Annotated in this window: 17 protein-coding genes; 9 read left to right on the top strand and 8 right to left on the bottom strand. The window is 36.9% G+C overall.

What is annotated here, in order from left to right:
• The 6 genes from qoxC to phaC (BLR86_RS07090) all read left to right on the top strand — a co-directional run bounded on the left by qoxC (position 1) and on the right by phaC (BLR86_RS07090) (position 4,760).
• Positions 1-597 (top strand): cytochrome aa3 quinol oxidase subunit III, encoded by a 597-nt coding sequence (gene qoxC / locus BLR86_RS07065; RefSeq protein ID WP_090759739.1) that lies wholly within the window; start codon positions 1-3, stop codon positions 595-597.
• Between the two features lies 1 nt (position 598).
• Positions 599-880 (top strand): cytochrome aa3 quinol oxidase subunit IV, encoded by a 282-nt coding sequence (qoxD, locus tag BLR86_RS07070; protein WP_090759741.1) that lies wholly within the window; start codon positions 599-601, stop codon positions 878-880.
• 129 nt (positions 881-1,009) lie between these two features.
• Positions 1,010-2,110, top strand: a complete 1,101-nt coding sequence (gene phaC / locus BLR86_RS07075) for a class III poly(R)-hydroxyalkanoic acid synthase subunit PhaC (protein ID WP_254782252.1) — start codon at positions 1,010-1,012, stop codon at positions 2,108-2,110.
• Positions 2,111-2,378: 268 nt separating this feature from the next.
• Positions 2,379-2,783: a hypothetical protein gene (locus BLR86_RS07080; protein ID WP_090759745.1), complete on the top strand. Its 405-nt coding sequence runs from the start codon at positions 2,379-2,381 to the stop codon at positions 2,781-2,783.
• Positions 2,784-2,870: 87 nt separating this feature from the next.
• Positions 2,871-3,614 (top strand): 3-oxoacyl-ACP reductase, encoded by a 744-nt coding sequence (locus tag BLR86_RS07085; protein WP_090759747.1) that lies wholly within the window; start codon positions 2,871-2,873, stop codon positions 3,612-3,614.
• Positions 3,615-3,677: 63 nt separating this feature from the next.
• Complete coding sequence (gene phaC, locus BLR86_RS07090; protein ID WP_090759749.1) at positions 3,678-4,760, top strand: class III poly(R)-hydroxyalkanoic acid synthase subunit PhaC; 1,083 nt, start codon at positions 3,678-3,680, stop codon at positions 4,758-4,760.
• 221 nt (positions 4,761-4,981) lie between these two features.
• On the opposite strand, the gene BLR86_RS07095 is transcribed toward phaC (BLR86_RS07090), so the two are convergent.
• The 3 genes from BLR86_RS07095 to BLR86_RS07105 all read right to left on the bottom strand — a co-directional run bounded on the left by BLR86_RS07095 (position 4,982) and on the right by BLR86_RS07105 (position 7,669).
• A complete protein-coding gene (locus BLR86_RS07095) occupies positions 4,982-5,245 on the bottom strand; it encodes a hypothetical protein (RefSeq protein ID WP_090759751.1) in 264 nt (87 codons plus the stop codon).
• A 149-nt stretch (positions 5,246-5,394) separates the two neighbouring features.
• A complete protein-coding gene (locus BLR86_RS07100) occupies positions 5,395-6,717 on the bottom strand; it encodes a hemolysin family protein (protein WP_090759753.1) in 1,323 nt (440 codons plus the stop codon).
• 163 nt (positions 6,718-6,880) lie between these two features.
• Positions 6,881-7,669 carry a TerC family protein gene (locus BLR86_RS07105; RefSeq protein WP_090759755.1) on the bottom strand — a complete coding sequence of 263 codons (789 nt, stop codon included), beginning with the start codon at positions 7,667-7,669 and terminating at the stop codon, positions 6,881-6,883.
• 433 nt (positions 7,670-8,102) lie between these two features.
• On the opposite strand from BLR86_RS07105, the gene BLR86_RS07110 reads away from it, so the two are divergent.
• Positions 8,103-10,169: a peptidoglycan D,D-transpeptidase FtsI family protein gene (locus BLR86_RS07110; protein WP_090759757.1), complete on the top strand. Its 2,067-nt coding sequence runs from the start codon at positions 8,103-8,105 to the stop codon at positions 10,167-10,169.
• A gap of 125 nt (positions 10,170-10,294) precedes the next feature.
• On the opposite strand, the gene BLR86_RS07115 is transcribed toward BLR86_RS07110, so the two are convergent.
• The 3 genes from BLR86_RS07115 to BLR86_RS07125 all read right to left on the bottom strand — a co-directional run bounded on the left by BLR86_RS07115 (position 10,295) and on the right by BLR86_RS07125 (position 12,417).
• Positions 10,295-10,942 (bottom strand): PAQR family membrane homeostasis protein TrhA, encoded by a 648-nt coding sequence (locus BLR86_RS07115; protein ID WP_090759759.1) that lies wholly within the window; start codon positions 10,940-10,942, stop codon positions 10,295-10,297.
• 358 nt (positions 10,943-11,300) lie between these two features.
• Positions 11,301-11,906, bottom strand: a complete 606-nt coding sequence (locus BLR86_RS07120) for a LysE/ArgO family amino acid transporter (protein ID WP_090759761.1) — start codon at positions 11,904-11,906, stop codon at positions 11,301-11,303.
• 67 nt (positions 11,907-11,973) lie between these two features.
• On the bottom strand, positions 11,974-12,417 hold the full coding sequence (locus BLR86_RS07125) for a GNAT family N-acetyltransferase (protein ID WP_090759763.1): 444 nt from the start codon (positions 12,415-12,417) through the stop codon (positions 11,974-11,976).
• A 117-nt stretch (positions 12,418-12,534) separates the two neighbouring features.
• On the opposite strand from BLR86_RS07125, the gene BLR86_RS07130 reads away from it, so the two are divergent.
• Positions 12,535-12,885, top strand: a complete 351-nt coding sequence (locus BLR86_RS07130) for a hypothetical protein (RefSeq protein ID WP_090759765.1) — start codon at positions 12,535-12,537, stop codon at positions 12,883-12,885.
• Here BLR86_RS07130 and BLR86_RS07135 read toward each other — a convergent pair.
• Positions 12,875-13,510 carry a TVP38/TMEM64 family protein gene (locus BLR86_RS07135; RefSeq protein WP_090759767.1) on the bottom strand — a complete coding sequence of 212 codons (636 nt, stop codon included), beginning with the start codon at positions 13,508-13,510 and terminating at the stop codon, positions 12,875-12,877. The genes BLR86_RS07130 and BLR86_RS07135 overlap by 11 nt on opposite strands.
• 140 nt (positions 13,511-13,650) lie before the next feature.
• Entirely contained in the window at positions 13,651-14,427 is a 777-nt protein-coding gene (locus tag BLR86_RS07140) for a C40 family peptidase (protein WP_090759769.1), read from the bottom strand.
• 395 nt (positions 14,428-14,822) lie between these two features.
• On the opposite strand from BLR86_RS07140, the gene BLR86_RS07145 reads away from it, so the two are divergent.
• Entirely contained in the window at positions 14,823-15,968 is a 1,146-nt protein-coding gene (locus BLR86_RS07145) for a TIGR04053 family radical SAM/SPASM domain-containing protein (protein WP_090760344.1), read from the top strand.
• Positions 15,969-16,049: the final 81 nt, after the last annotated feature.

Consider the following 16,049-nt stretch of genomic DNA (forward strand, 5'->3'; position numbering starts at 1 on the left):
ATGAAAATAGATAGCTCGCTTCCATTAGAATATAGTACCGAAGAAAACAGTTTAAAAATCTTAGGATTTTGGATCTTCCTTGGTGCGGAAATTATGCTTTTCGCTACCCTTTTCGCGTCATATTTTACATTAGTGGATCGCACGGGTAATGGTCCTGCGGGAGCAGAAATTTTTGAAATTACACCAGTGTTAATTGAAACGATTTTACTTTTGACCAGCAGTTTTACCATTGGTCTTGGTATTCATGCCATGCGAATCGGTAACAAAAGAGCAATGATGGCATTTTTTGCGATTACCTTACTACTTGGACTTGGATTCTTAAGTGTTGAGATTTATGAGTTTATGCACTATGTACATGTTGGGGCCGGACTCCAAACAAGTGCATTTACATCGATCCTTTTAACAACATTAGGTACACATGGTGTGCACGTTACACTTGGCCTTTTTTGGGGATTATTCATAATGCTGCAAGTTAATAAACGGGGATTAACTCCTCAAACCACCAATAAAGCATTTATTTTCTCGCTTTATTGGCATTTCCTAGATGTCGTTTGGATTTTCATCTTCAGCTTCATCTACTTGAAAGGAATGATGTAATATGAGCCAATTATTTCCAATGAAACAAGTTTTTGGTTTTGTATTCTCTTTACTCCTGACAACCGTTGCCTTAGCTGTTTACTTTTTAGATATGTCATTTGCTGTAGGCATGACGATTCTACTTTTGACTGCATTCATCCAAGCAGGACTCCAGCTCGTTGTATTTATGCATGCTGGTGAAACGAAGGATAAAGGGGCAATCTACACCAATGTATTTTATGGCCTAATCATTGCACTCATTACGGTATTCGGAACTCTACTTGCAATGGTATGGGATATGTAGGACTATTACTCTAAAAAATGTAAACTGACGCTGTTGATTCTTACATCAACAGCGTTTTTATATTGCTTGTAATAGTCATATAGGTGTAAATTTCACTATATACTATGCATGAAGTACATTTCGAGAGGAGTGAGCACGATTAGTACTACAGTAGAAGATGTATGGAATAACTTTGCTTCATTTGCTCCTAAGGAATACCAACAGCATATTAATCGCAGTGTCAGGACGATGCAAGTATTAACTACCGATTCCAAACCTGAAGTAGCACCAACCCCAAAAGAACTTGTTTGGACAAAAAATAAAACAAAGCTTTATCGCTATATCTCCGACCAGCCAAAAAGATATAAAATACCGTTGCTATTGGTTTATGCCCTCATTAATAAACCATATGTTATGGATTTAACTACAGGCGGCAGTCTAATTGAGTACTTGGTTAATCGTGGTTTCGATGTCTATCTGCTTGATTGGGGAACACCCGGTATCGAAGATAAAACAATGAAGCTTGATGATTATATTTTAGACTATATGCCTCGTGCGGTTAAAAAGGTTATGAGGAAATCAGGTGCTGCCGAAGTCTCTATTCTTGGCTATTGCATGGGTGGTACGATGACTTCTATTTTCGCATCCCTCCATCCAGAACTGCCAATCCGCAACCTGATCTTTATGACTAGTCCCTTTGATTTTTCGAATACTGGATCATATGGAGCCATGTTGGATGAACGCTATTTTAATATTGATAAAGTAGTAGACACCATGGGCAATATACCACCAGATATGATTGACTTTGGTAACAAAATGATTCAGCCGATGGCAAATTTCTATGGTCCATTTGTTAATCTATATCAGCGAGCTGATAATGAAAATTTTGTCAAGGGCTTTAAACTTCTGCAAAAATGGCTCAATGATGGCATCCCGTTTCCCGGTGAATCCTATCGCCAATGGATTCGCGACTTTTATCAAAAGAACAAGCTGATAAAAGGAGAACTTGTTATTCGTGGTCAAAAAGTCAATCTGAAAAACATCACAGCAAATGTGTTAAATCTGTCAGGGCAAAAAGATATCATTGCTCAACCTCATCAAGTTGAGGCTCTAATGAGTGCTATAACAAGTAAGGACAAATTATATATGAATTTGCCAGTTGGCCATACCTCCATCACATTTGGAGTCCAGGCAGCAAAAGTAACCTACCCTACCATAGGGGATTGGTTAGCTGAAAGATCTATTGAATAATAAATAGAACATTCCTACAAAAATAAAATCGCCGACTGGAGAAGAATCATTCTAGTCGGCCATTTCATTTTATAAAAATATTCTTAGACTTTTTTCAACATTTTTCACTATTTCGACAATGATTATAAATAATTTTTAATGAATTTTCGGATATTTTGTCAAAAAAAGCAGTAATATATTGCGATAATTTTGAATATTTCCCCTTCATTTCTTTCTTAGTAATTAGTATGATAGACATGTCGATGAAAACAAATGGGGAGGAATTACAATGACTTTAGAAACAAACCTTTTTGATATTTGGAAGGATTACTATGCAAAGTCCAGCAGCTATTTTGATGAAACAATCAAGGAAAACTTTCCCTCACAGGGCATTGCCCAAGTAATGGAAATGAATCTTATGTACAAAAAATTAATTGATGAAAGCACAGAAAAATACTTAGAAATAGTCAATATTCCATCCCGTACTGATTTGGCTAACCTATCATCATTAGTTGTCAATGTAGATGCAAAAGTTGATAACTTGGAAGAGTTGTTGGAAGATAACAGCACAAATCAATTAGATCTATCGAGTTTTAAACAAGAATTAACTGCAATCAAAAAGGATATGAAGAATCTCGATAGTAAAATGACTCAAATTATTAACCTGCTAAAAGTATCAGAAGGATCAAAATAAACCTATTCCATTTTAAGGGTATGTCATTAATTGAATTTTAGCATTAATACGTTATTGAACTTATTCAATAGTAATGGAGGCATAATAATGACAGAAATAAGAGATAAAGTAGCGATCGTTACCGGCGGCAGCAGAGGTATCGGTGCATCGATTGCATTGGAGTTAGCTAGAAATGGTGTGAAAATTGTTCTAAATTATGTAACCCGAAAAGAATTAGCCGAAAAAATCGAAGCTGAAATAAATGAATTTGGCGGAGAAGCCTTGATTGTTCAAGCGGATGTTTCAATTAGTGAGCAAGCTAACTATCTCATTCATGCGGCAGTAGAGCATTTCGGAAAATTAGATATCCTCGTGAATAATGCTGGTATTACAAGAGACAGCACATTTAAAAAGCTGACTGAGGTAGACTGGAGAAAAGTAATTGATGTTAATTTAAACAGTGTTTACAATACAACATCTGCGGCTTTACCTTACCTTCAGGAATCGGATGCAGGGCGCATTATTAACATTTCATCCATTATTGGGCAGGCTGGTGGATTCGGGCAAACAAACTATGCTGCTGCAAAAGCAGGCATTATTGGTTATACCAAATCACTTGCACTGGAGCTTGCGAGAAGCAATGTTACCGTAAACTCAATTTGTCCTGGATTTATTGGAACTGAAATGGTTCAAGCAATTCCGGAGAAAGTTCTAGAAAGTATCGTGGCAAAGGTCCCACAAAAACGTTTAGGTAAGCCAGAAGAAATTGCTCGCGGTGTCGTGTTCTTATGTAAAGATGGAGACTATATTACAGGTCAGCAATTAAATATTAATGGTGGATTATATATGTAAGTGTTATTACTCTTTACATATCGATTTTGTAATCACTGATGGAAGGAGTGAGCCGTTATTAACATGCTCACAACAAATGATTGGGAAAAACAGGCTCAATTCTATCCCGAAGAATACCAACAATTTCTTAAACGGATCAAAAGGGCTTCTGAAGTGCTTACATCTGATGCAGAGCCTAAGGTAGCTCCAACTCCAAAAGAAGTTGTTTGGACGAGAAATAAAACGAAGCTATATCGTTATATTTCCGATCAGCCAAAAAAGCATAAAATTCCATTACTCATGGTATATGCGCTCATTAATAAACCATATGTCCTGGATTTAACAAAAGGTGGCAGTTTAATAGAATATCTAGTTAATCAGGGTTTCGATGTTTATCTGCTTGATTGGGGTACCCCTGGATATGAGGACCGCCATATGAAACTAGATGATTTCATTATGGACTATATCCCGCGGGCGGTTAAAAAAGTAATGAAGAGATCTAGTGTTGAGGAAGTATCTCTTCTTGGATATTGTATGGGCGGTACGATGACATCCATTTTTGCAGCGTTACACCCTGAATTACCGATCCGTAATCTTGTGTTTATGACTAGTCCGTTTGATTTTGAGAATTCCGGGTCTTATGGTGAAATGCTTAATGAGAAATTTTTCGATGTTGATAAAGTTGTAGATACTCTAGGTGTTGTTCCACCGGAAATGATTGATATGGGGAACAAATTAATGAAACCAATGGCAAACTTCTATGGACCTTATGTTAGTCTTGTCGATCGCGCGGATAATGAAAAGTTTATCTCAAGTTTTAAATTGCTTCAAAAATGGTTAAATGACGGGATACCTTTCCCTGGCGAAGCCTATCGTCAGTGGATTAGGGATTTCTATCAGAAAAATAAGCTGATCAAAGGCGAACTTGTCATTCGCGGTCAAAGAGTTGATTTAAAAAATATTAAAGCAAATGTCCTAAATCTATCTGGAAAAAATGATTTGATCGCACAACCACATATGGTTGAAGGATTGATGAATTCTATATCTAGTAAAGATAAACAATATCTAAATTTACCAGTAGGCCATACATCGATTACTTTTGGCAGTAAAGCAACAAAAATAACGTATCCTACAATAAGTGAATGGCTAGCTGAACGGTCTAACTAATTTTTATGTGCTCCTTTAGAGGAGCACTTTTTTCTTTAATACCATTTTTTAAATAGTGTTAATATTCATTATATTATATCATTTTAAGTAGTCAATTAGTTTTCGTGTTTTCATGGTGGCGTTTTCATTAAGTGGTTGAATCTTAAGTGTGTACTGCCGACAAAATTAGAATGGGTATATACACTAAGCAATTATAGAGAACAACTAATTTAAGCAAGTTATTACCTCAATGGTGCCTCATTTCTTTTGTTGCTTGGAACAACCTTCGTCCCAACAAAGGATTTCTCAATCATTTCGTCGGTCACGACTAAAAACACACCAATTAGAAAAATAAATACAGCACCCACAGATGTTCCAATTCCAATTGAGATCAGCATATTGAAATCGGTTACAATCACTCCCACTATAAAAGCTATCACTCCAATTGTAAGAACGGATAACCCAACATAAGTCACAGCATTTAGTAATTTCTCTCTCGTCTCCATTAAAAACATATCCCCTTTCTATATATTATTAATTATTCACTTTGTTCACAAAATTGTCAAATCTTTTTTGTGATTTCAATTCATTTATCTTGACAATTGAATAAAAAAAATATTATAAAAAGCAATTCCTCAAATTTGGAATTGCTTTTTTAAGGTTTTTTCGTTTCACTAATAAAAACCCTTTTGGCCTCAATAAATAAAATATGATGACCTTGAATTTCTTTAACTGTGAAAATATACCCCTCTTCTTCGATCTCATCGCCCTTTTTAGCATCAAAGTTTCGAGTTAGAAACCAACCACCGATTGTATCCATTTCTTCATCTGATAAATTTGTCCCAAGTGTATCATTTACCTCCACAACAAGTACTTTTGCATTGAAAAGATAATGATCTGAATTAACTTTACGAATTTCAGCTACCTCATCTGCATCATACTCATCTCTGATTTCTCCGACAATTTCTTCTAGAATATCCTCAACTGTCACAAGTCCTGAGGTGCCACCGTATTCATCCAGAAGGATCGCCATATGCGAACGTTCTTTTTGCATTTTTACCAATAAATCATGAATAGGTATCGATTCAATGACTCGAATAACGGGTTTTAAAATCGGCTTTAGCGTAGTTTCTTTTAAAAGTTCTTCCTTGGTAATATCTTCCGTTAATATTTCTTTAATGTTAATCAAGCCTAATATATTATCCTTATCTCCATCTGCTAAAACAGGGTAACGTGTGTACTTTTCTTTTTTTATGACATCCCTGACCGTTTCAATACTATCGTTCATATCCAGCGTAATCATTTCTGTCCTCGGAACCATGATCTCTTTAGCGATTCTCTCATCGAATTCAAAAATATTATTTACGTATTCCAATTCACTTTTGTTAATTTCGCCACTTTCATAACTTTCCGAAAGGAGTATTCGCAGCTCTTCCTCTGAAAGTCCTAATTCATTTTCGGAGACAGCCTTAAACCCAAACCACCCAACAAGTACGCGAGCGGAGTGATTTAATACCCAAATAAATGGATACATGATTTTATAAAACCAAATTAATGGTTTTGAGGTCGCAAGTGTAATTTGTTCTGCCCTCTGGATGGCTACTGTTTTAGGAGCTAATTCACCTATTACAACATGTAAAAATGTAACAGAAGCAAATGCAAACCCAAATGACAATAAATGGGACAATGTCTCATTTAACTGTAAGCGATTAAATAGTGGAATCAATAAGCTTTCAACAGTTGGTTCCCCTAGCCACCCGAGTCCTAAAGCTGTCACGGTAATTCCAAGTTGACAAGCTGATAAATATTCATCTAGGTGTGTGGTTACATGTTTAGCCGCTTCTGCTCCTTTTTTGCCTTCAGCAATTAACTGTTCAATTCTTGATCCCCTGACTTTTACAATTGCAAATTCGGTAGCAACGAAAAACCCCGTCAGGGCAATGAGTAAGGCGATAAGGAAAAGATTTATGATTGTCAATAGCGGACCTTACAACAAGTAAGGCTTACACCTCCATAATAATTGTATGTATCTATATTCATTCCCCTAAACATCCATTTTTACCGATAGGAAGCTGCAATTCGATTGAATGCAGCTTCCCTTCAAATCTTGCTATTTTTAGTTTCCCTTTACCCAGAACAAATTATGATACTTTTGATTCGATTTTCCCTTCTTCTGCCACCTGATCTTTTGAAAAGAACCACCCTGCTGCTGCAATTCCTACTAACACAGCGTAAAACGTTAATTTCCATTCTGTAGAATGGGCAAACTCTTCACTTAATATGGCAAGTGCTGGATGTGAAAGTGTGTACACAGCAAGCTTTACTCCAACCCAACCGACAATCGCAAAGGCTGCAATTTCAAGACCTGGTCTTCTTTCTAATAGCTTAACAAATTGATTAGCCGCAAAACGCATGATAATTAATCCAATGATACCACCGGCAAAAATGACTAAGAATTTTCCGCCGTCAAGACCACCGATATTTGGTAGTGGAGTCTCTGGCAGAACGACTGCAAGTGCAACAGCTGCTAAAATAGAATCAACGGCGAATGCGATATCCGCTAGTTCCACTTTAAAAACAGTTGCCCAAAGCCCACTTTTCTTAACAGACTTTTCTTTCTGGTCACTGTCCGATTTTCCTTTAATGGCCAGTTTTCGTACAATATGATTGATCGCCATGAACAAAAGATATAAAGCCCCTATGGCCTGAACCTGCCATACATCCACAAGGAACGAAATGACAAATAGGGAAGCAAATCGGAATACAAATGCACCAGCTAATCCATAAAATAAAGCTTTCTTGCGCTCCTCTTCAGGTAAATGCTTTACCATGATTGCAAGTACTAAAGCATTATCCGCTGCTAACAACCCTTCCAATGCAATTAATACAAGCAATACCCATCCGTATTCCAGCAAAAGAGAAAAGTCCATTAATAAATCCTCCTAATAAAGTAAGTTTTTTTCTAAAATATCCCTTTGCTGCAAATAAAAAAGCCTTTACTTTTGGAAAAAGTGAAAATCACTTTTTCCTCGGTAAAGGCCTCAAGAAAACACAAAAAGACCTTTACCGATTATGCAGTAAAGGTCTTGCTAACAACGACACGTTGCCAATAAAGCCGGAGAAACATGTTCTCGGAATGACGACTTTATTGTCCAGCTACTCCCCTTTAAAAGGAAATATTTTATTACATTAACTATATGATAAAACCATAATTGTGTCAATGACAAAATATCACATCAACTAAGAGGAAATACTTTACATATTTGTGAATATAAACGTAAAATAATAAATAATTACAAATACTAATTTGGCATACTAACGATAAATTGTCTCATGTGTTTGCTAAAAAGGATGTGTTAGCTTTTGGAGAAAAAGAAAAAGAAAAAATCACATTTTCCGTTCCGCTTGAACCTTCTATTTTTTAGCGTTTTTATGTTATTTTCCATTCTAATTTTACGTCTAGGTTTTGTTCAAATTGTGTATGGGGAGAATTTCAAGCGAGAATTAGAGAGAAAAGAAGATATCACGATTAATAATCCTGTCCCAAGGGGAAAAATGTTTGACAGCAATCATCGAGTAATAGTTGATAATGTACCAAAGCGTGCGATTACATATACAAATATGGGAGCAAGCCAGAAAGAAATGCTGGATACTGCAGAAAAATTAGCAAAATTGATTGTTAAGAATTCAGATAAGATGACAGAAAGGGAAAAAAAAGATCTTTGGATCCTCAAAAACCAAAAAGAAGCGGATTCGAAAATTACCGATAAAGAAACAACGTTGTTTAAAGCGAAAAAATTAAAAGATAATGATTTATATAAATTAAAGATTGATCGAATTACCGAGGAAGAAATAAATCAATTAACGGCTGAAGATCTTGAAGCCTGGTCGATTTATCTTGAATTTTCAAGGGGTTATAAATTCACCCCACAAATTGTCAAAAATGAAGATGTCACGCCTGAGGAGTTTGCGATTGTTAGCGAAAACTTACAATCTCTCCCAGGAGTTGATACCACGACTGACTGGGAGAGATCATATACTTTTGACACAACATTGAAATCAATCCTCGGAAACGTAACAAAGACAGAAGAAGGACTACCAGCAGATCAACTTGATCATTTCTTATCACTTGGGTATAACCGTAATGACCGAGTTGGAAAAAGCCAGCTTGAGCTTCAATATGAGGACATCCTTCATGGACACAAGGCAAAGGTCAAAACAGTAACAGATAAGCAAGGGAATGTCATAGAAACTGAAGTAGTTTCTAATGGAAAAAGGGGCAAGGACCTTGTCCTTACTGTTGATATGGATTTACAAATAGCCGTAGAAAAAATCATCGAAGAAGAGCTTTGGGCATTGAAAAAAACTCCCAATACCGCTCTTTTGGATCGAGCCTATGTCGTATTATTGGATCCGAATAATGGTGCCGTTCTAACAATGGCTGGAAAAAGAATCGTTAAAAATTCTATGACTGGCAAATTAGAAATGCAGGATGATGCACTTGGTACGATTACTACCACTTACAATGTCGGATCATCTGTGAAAGGTGCAACTATTTTAACAGGCTATAAGGCAGGAGTCCTTAAACCTGGTACTAGAATTGATGATACAGGTATAAAAATTAAAGATACTCCATTAAAAAAGTCATATTCCTATTTAGGTATATTAAATGATGTAGATGCATTAAAACTTTCTTCCAACGTTTATATGTTTCATACAGCAATTAGAATTGGTAAAGGAAATTACCAATTTGACCAGCCGTTAAATCTTGCTCCCAATACTGGTGAAATTATTAGAAATTCTTTTGCAAGCTTTGGACTTGGGTCTAGAACAGGGATTGACCTTCCCAATGAATCAAGCGGTTTAAAAGGCTCTAGCAAGCTGCCAGGACACATGATGGACTTAGTTATAGGACAGTATGACACCTATTCTCCGATGCAATTGGCTCAATATATTTCAACGATTGCAAACGGCGGCAACCGAATGAAGCCGCATATCGTAAAAGAAATACGTGAACCGATCGATGGTACGGATGAGCTTGGACCGGTCTTTCAAGAAATTAAACCTACTGTTCTTAATACCATTGATGCTGAACCAGGCTGGATGAAACAGGTTCAATTAGGCTTTAAAAAAGTTTATCAAGAGCAGGGTGGAACTGCTTATAGACGGTTTGCTGGAGTCTCCTATTCTCCAGCAGGAAAAACGGGTACGGCCGAGGCGTTTTACGACGGTCCTGAACGTGCTAAGTTTGGGAAGGAGCCACCACCGGTTATGAACCTAAGTTTGGTCACATACGCACCAAGCACTAATCCTGAAGTGGCAATGGCTGTCATCGTCCCTTGGGCTTACCAGGGAACCAATGATAATGGCGCAAACTTCCTAATCGGTAAAAGAGTCATGGATACATTTTTTGAGATGAAGAATAATTAAGAAGAAGCGCCTGGCAGATTTCTGACCAGACGCTTTTTTTGTAGAAACTGTACAGTTTTTTGTAGAACCTGTACGCTTTTGTGTATAACCTGTATAGTTTTTTGTAGAACCAGTACACTTCTACCCTATTGAATTGGCAAGACATAAAACAAAACACAAAAAAAGTGAAGCACAGTCCCTGCGATGACAAATAGATGCCAGATTGCATGGTGATATTTAAAGCCCCGCCAGACATAAAATACAGCTCCAAACGTATAAAGAAGTCCCCCAATCATTAAATACGTCATACCTTCTGATGGCAACTGTTCCGCCAATGGCTTCCAGGCAAAAACCATCATCCATCCCATCACAACATACAGAATCGTTGAAGTAAATAGATACTTTTTTGCAAAAAAGCATTTAAATACTGTTCCAGCTATAGCTAATCCCCACACAATCCCGAATAGTGACCAACCAAGGGTGCCTCTAATCACAACTAGCAGAAATGGTGTGTATGTACCAGCTATAAAAAAATAAATAGATGAATGATCAAAAATTTCAAATATGTCCTTGGCTTTACCTTCTGGGAAGCTATGTACTAGTGTAGAGGACATATACAAAATGAACATGGATGCCCCGTAGATTGTAAAACTGACGATATGCCAAGCACCACCATACAGGGACGAAAAAACAATTAATACGACCAAAGCTGCAACACTTAGCAATGCACCAATTCCATGAGTAATCGAATTGGCAACTTCTTCTTTCCGTGAAAAAACATGTGTATTTGCCATTTCCCAAAACTCCTATTTCAAAACTATGATTTCTTTAATTTCTCCATTAACTCTATTATGCTCTTTTTTGGGCTCCAACAGGTAAATTTATAATTTGTTTTTGTTTCATAACCTAAACGACTGCAAAAATATACCATGCCAGTTGGTATTTTCTCTGCTTGGAAATGTCTGCAGGTTGCACAACAATGGAAATCCTTCATTAATTTCCCCTCCACAGATTTACCATTCTATTAACTTTTCATTCATAATTTGTTCATATTTTTCCATTACTATAGGTTATAGGTTCAATAACAAGAACCTCTCCCCCCTTTTATTATATAGATTCTATTCCAGACCCGGCACTTCGCCGGGTATTTTTTTATAATGTAAATGCAAGGTATACAGCAGTTCCCCACATAATAACAGCGGAAATTTTGTTAATCCTTGAAATAAATTGCCCTGTTTGATCAAGCTTTCCTACCACTCTGCCGATAATTGATAATCCCAAAAACCAAATCCAAGAAACGAGGATACAGACGATTGTAAAAACTGCCTTATCCAAACCCGTATACGTTAATGAACTTGTTCCGATAACACCGATAGTATCCATAATCGCGTGTGGATTTAACAATGAGACGGATGCTGCAAAAGTAATTTGCTTCCCTGCTGTAAAGGATTGAACTTTCATTTTATCTGTATTGGGTTTACTTTTCCATGTTATATATCCCATGTAAACTAAAAAAACAATTCCTATCAAACACAGCATAACTTTTAAAAAACTAATTTCGAAAACTACTGCTGAAATTCCTAAAACAGCCAGTGAAATTAAAAGTGTATCACACAATGCAGCAGTCAAAACAACTGGCAGAGCTCTAACCCACTTAGCCTGCACAGCTCCCTGATTAAAAACAAAAACATTTTGTACTCCTAAAGGTAAAATCAGCCCAAAGGCTAAGATAAATCCATGTATAGCAGCAGATATCATTTTGTCTCTCCTAAAATAAGAATAAGACTGTCCATTTTAAATCAGCAGACAGCCTTTTTCACAATGGTTATACTTTTCTCTCCATAAAGATTTCTGGGTCATCGAGTGTCTGAAAACCGTATTGTTCATATAGACCATGTGCGTCATAGGTGCATAACATCATTTTTCGGACTTCTTTCAGTTCAGAGTCCCCAATCATCGTTTCCATCATCCATTTCGATAATCCTCTTCCCCGATATTCAGGGAGAACAAATACGTCCATAATCCATGCAAATCTCACAAAATCGGTTACCGCCCGTACAAAACCTATCTGCTTTGCCTCTCCTTTTGCAGGGTTACCCTCGTACATCCCAAAACAGATTGACGATTTTTCAATAGACTTCTTTACTTTTTCCCTCGATATTCCTTTAGCCCAGTATGATTCAACACTCAAAAAATGGTGAATCACATTACTATCAAGATATTCCTTTTCTGTACTTAGGGTAAAACCATCCTTTTCCCAACTAGACATTGTCCATCACCTTCCTTGTTTTTGGAATAGCCTTTCATTCAGTTATCATGAGGTATACTTACTTCCTTTCCGGTCAATAACAGTACCAATCACAAATATAAAAGAGGTGCATGGTATATGAAGGGAATTTATTTTATCAATGATCGGATCAGTTTAAACGGACTTACAAAGGAAGAAAGCTTTACATTACAAGAACAAACCATTTCGACTTTTATCAAAAACCATACAATCGAAGTGGTAAAGTTGAACCCGTACCAACTATACGACTATTACACCATACCGCATGCCCTTTTACATGACATAAAAAAGCATCGTGTCTATCTGGATTGTTTTATCCAATATTCTCCTAAAGTAATGGAAGATTTTATTCATTCCTATCCAGCTAGATGGTTTATTTTGAAAAGCTTTTTTAATGAGATTGTGACGATCGATGCACAGATAGATCTGCCAGCTAAGTTTATTGTTTAGTCCAACGTTCTCTGGCTAATTTACGATAAATAATCACAAAGTTTATTAGGAAAATAATTAACATATACCCGCCATATAAACCAAAGGAAAACAGCTTGTTGCTGCTAAATGAAGCACCGGCATAAGACAAAATCAGGATGTTGGGTACTTTTCCTATCGTGGATGCGCTAAAAAATACAAACCAATTCACTTTACTAAGTCCGCAAATAATAGTAACGATAGGCGCTGGGATAATGGGTATCAATCGGCAAGTTAAAATAGCCATAAAGGAATTACGGTTTAGAAACGATTCATATTCCTGAACTTTTGGTTTGGTCATTAACTTCCTCTTTGCATAGTCACGGAATCCGTACCTGCTTAAGATAAAGAAAGCCATCGTTCCAGCCATTGCACCTGTTAAGGAAACAATCACTCCTTGAGTAGTTCCAAAAACACCACCAATGACGCCTGCAAGGACAGGAAAGGGAATAACAGGAAAAAAGACACAAATGGCTACAAACAGCATGCTTATAAAAAAAGAAACTATTCCACCCTCTTTGATTAATGCAAGCAACTCATCTTTTTGTAGTAAGCCAATAGCCACAATTATGATAAAAATAGATATACTTAGAATTCCTTTCCTCATCAAAAACTCCTAATCTTTAAGAAATACTCTTCTTACTTAAGTATAAAGGTTAATGCTCCATTCATAAACCTAAAATTTTCTGACTTTTTGAATAAAAAAAGGAACTTTATCAATGGATAAAGTCCTTATTCATCATTCTATTAAAAGGCTGTCTTTGCACCTAAATATCGAGGTTCCCAATACGGATTATTCATATCGGTAATGGTTACACCTGTTGAAGTTCCGGCATGAATGAATTTGTTATCTCCCATATAAATGCCTAAATGAGTTGGACCAGGCGCATATGTTTCAAAGAATACAAGATCACCAGGGCTTGGACTGCCTACCGCTTTTAATCCAGACCATTGAGTGGCTGCCGTTCTTGGAATCGAAATTCCTGCCTTTTCAAAAACATACTTTGAGAATCCGCTACAATCAAAACCGGCTGGAGTATTACCTCCCCATAAATAAGGAGTGCCGATATATTTCTTGGCTTCTGCGATGACCAATTGTGCTTTAGAAACGGTAGAAATTGGTGCATGAGTCGCTGTTGTGCCAGATACTACTAGAACTTGCCCAACATAAATCATATCTGAAGACAGGTTATTTAATGACTTAAGGTGTGCAACTGTTAGGTTATTCCTTGAAGAAATGCCCCACAACGTATCTCCTCTTTGTACCGTGTATGTGGAACTAGAAGCTGTTTCATGCGTGTGTGGTGCCAAGAGTGATAGGTTTTGATTTACATAGATAATATCGCTAGTCAAACCATTCCAGGATTTTAAATCTGAAACTGATAGTTTATTAGCTTGCGATATCTTCCATAGGGTATCTCCTGATTTAACAGTATAGTGGTTTTCATGTGCGCTAACGGACCCACCAAAAGAGGTAAACATAATGCCGGCAGCTGCCGCGACTGTCAGTATGTGTTTTTTCATGGTAGTTCTCCTTTTCTTCAAGATAAATCTATCATAAAGGAGAGCAGGTAGTAGATTATACATGAAAGATTTGGTTGCAGTGGGGATAAGTTCCTATAAAGGAAATGAAATCACTTTTGAAACAAAAGCTAGAAACAACTTAGACATTTACCATAAATGGCTTTGGGGTCAATTTCTCTTATAGTTTTTAGAGATTCGAGTAAGTTTTGGTAATTTTATGAAATAGTAATTTTCGCGGAATGTAGAAATATTGTAACAAACCCATCATCCAAACTGAAATAGAGATACTTATAATAAACCTATAGAAACATTTTTAATGGTTTTAAATTGTATTAAAAATATAATGAATCTTGGTGATGATAATGCAAGGAATAGCTAAAGGACATCCTCATGCGATGGGTCACCCGCATGGAATGAGTAAGGGTATTGATTATGATGTGAACCCGTTTATTGTCATTTGGGAAGTAACACGAGCATGTCAGTTGAAGTGTGTTCACTGTCGCGCAGATGCCCAGCTGACTCCAGATCCGCGTGAATTAACACATGAAGAAGGTATTAATTTAATTGATCAAATCTACGAAATGGATAATCCCATGCTTGTCTTCTCAGGCGGAGATTGCATGATGAGGGAAGACCTTTTTGAACTTGCCGATTATGCAGTTAAAAAAGGAATGCGCGTTAGTATGACTCCTAGTGCAACTCCAAATGTTACAAAGGAAAAAATGCAACGTGCAAAGGAGGTTGGTCTTTCACGCTGGGGCTTAAGTCTTGATGCACCGACAGCAGAAATTCACGACAAATTCCGTGGAGTACCTGGATCGTTTGACGTAACGATTGAAAAAATAAAGTATTTAAATGAATTGGGAATGCCACTGCAAATCAATACCGTAATCTCTCGTTATAATTATGACCACCTTGAGCAAATGTCTAAGCTTGTGGAAGAGCTTGGTGCTGTCATGTGGTACATTTTCTTGCTTGTTCCAACCGGCAGAGGTCAAATGGACGCATGTATTACACCTGCAGAGCATGAAAAAGTATTCCGCTGGTTATATCAATTAAGTAAAACTGCACCTTATGATATCAAAACAACTGCAGCACAACACTACCGTCGTGTCGTATTACAAGAGAAAGCGCGTGATCATGTCATAGCAAAAGGCGAAATTCGCTACGAAGATTCGATTACAACTGATTTTGCTTCGATGCACGATGGCTTAAAACGTGCTCCAAAGGGTGTAAATGATGGTAATGGTTTTGCCTTCGTTAACCATATTGGTGATGTAATGCCAAGCGGCTTGCTGCCAATCGTTGGCGGTAATATCCGTGATACTCCTTTAGCTGAAATCTATCGTGAGTCAAAGGTTTTTAAAGAACTTAGACAGCCAGACAATTATAAAGGCAAGTGCGGTGTCTGTGAATTCAACAAAATTTGCGGTGGTTCCCGTTCAAGAACCTATGCCGTAACCGGTGATTATATGGAAAGTGAACCATTCTGCGTTTATATTCCACAAGCAATGCGTAAGAAAGCTGAACAAACAGTCTAGAAATAACTACAGGCATTCCGTAAAATGGAATGCCTTTTTTTATTCCAGGTAATACGAATTTTGAATTTCGGTCAATTTTTC

It is taken from the genome of Bacillus sp. OK048 (assembly GCF_900103525.1).
Classification (GTDB): Bacteria; Bacillota; Bacilli; order Bacillales; family Cytobacillaceae; genus Neobacillus.

Bases quoted from the DNA above. Each gene is read 5' to 3' on its own strand.
- qoxC (WP_090759739.1), top strand. From the start codon at position 1: ATGAAAATAGATAGCTCGCTTCCATTAGAATATAGTACCGAAGAAAAC.
- qoxD (WP_090759741.1), top strand. From the start codon at position 599: ATGAGCCAATTATTTCCAATGAAACAAGTTTTTGGTTTTGTATTCTCT.
- BLR86_RS07080 (WP_090759745.1), top strand. From the start codon at position 2,379: ATGACTTTAGAAACAAACCTTTTTGATATTTGGAAGGATTACTATGCA.
- BLR86_RS07085 (WP_090759747.1), top strand. From the start codon at position 2,871: ATGACAGAAATAAGAGATAAAGTAGCGATCGTTACCGGCGGCAGCAGA.
- phaC (WP_090759749.1), top strand. From the start codon at position 3,678: ATGCTCACAACAAATGATTGGGAAAAACAGGCTCAATTCTATCCCGAA.
- BLR86_RS07095 (WP_090759751.1), bottom strand. From the start codon at position 5,245: ATGGAGACGAGAGAGAAATTACTAAATGCTGTGACTTATGTTGGGTTA.
- BLR86_RS07105 (WP_090759755.1), bottom strand. From the start codon at position 7,669: ATGGACTTTTCTCTTTTGCTGGAATACGGATGGGTATTGCTTGTATTA.
- BLR86_RS07115 (WP_090759759.1), bottom strand. From the start codon at position 10,942: ATGGCAAATACACATGTTTTTTCACGGAAAGAAGAAGTTGCCAATTCG.
- BLR86_RS07120 (WP_090759761.1), bottom strand. From the start codon at position 11,906: ATGATATCTGCTGCTATACATGGATTTATCTTAGCCTTTGGGCTGATT.
- BLR86_RS07125 (WP_090759763.1), bottom strand. From the start codon at position 12,417: ATGTCTAGTTGGGAAAAGGATGGTTTTACCCTAAGTACAGAAAAGGAA.
- BLR86_RS07130 (WP_090759765.1), top strand. From the start codon at position 12,535: ATGAAGGGAATTTATTTTATCAATGATCGGATCAGTTTAAACGGACTT.
- BLR86_RS07135 (WP_090759767.1), bottom strand. From the start codon at position 13,510: ATGAGGAAAGGAATTCTAAGTATATCTATTTTTATCATAATTGTGGCT.
- BLR86_RS07140 (WP_090759769.1), bottom strand. From the start codon at position 14,427: ATGAAAAAACACATACTGACAGTCGCGGCAGCTGCCGGCATTATGTTT.
- BLR86_RS07145 (WP_090760344.1), top strand. From the start codon at position 14,823: ATGGGTCACCCGCATGGAATGAGTAAGGGTATTGATTATGATGTGAAC.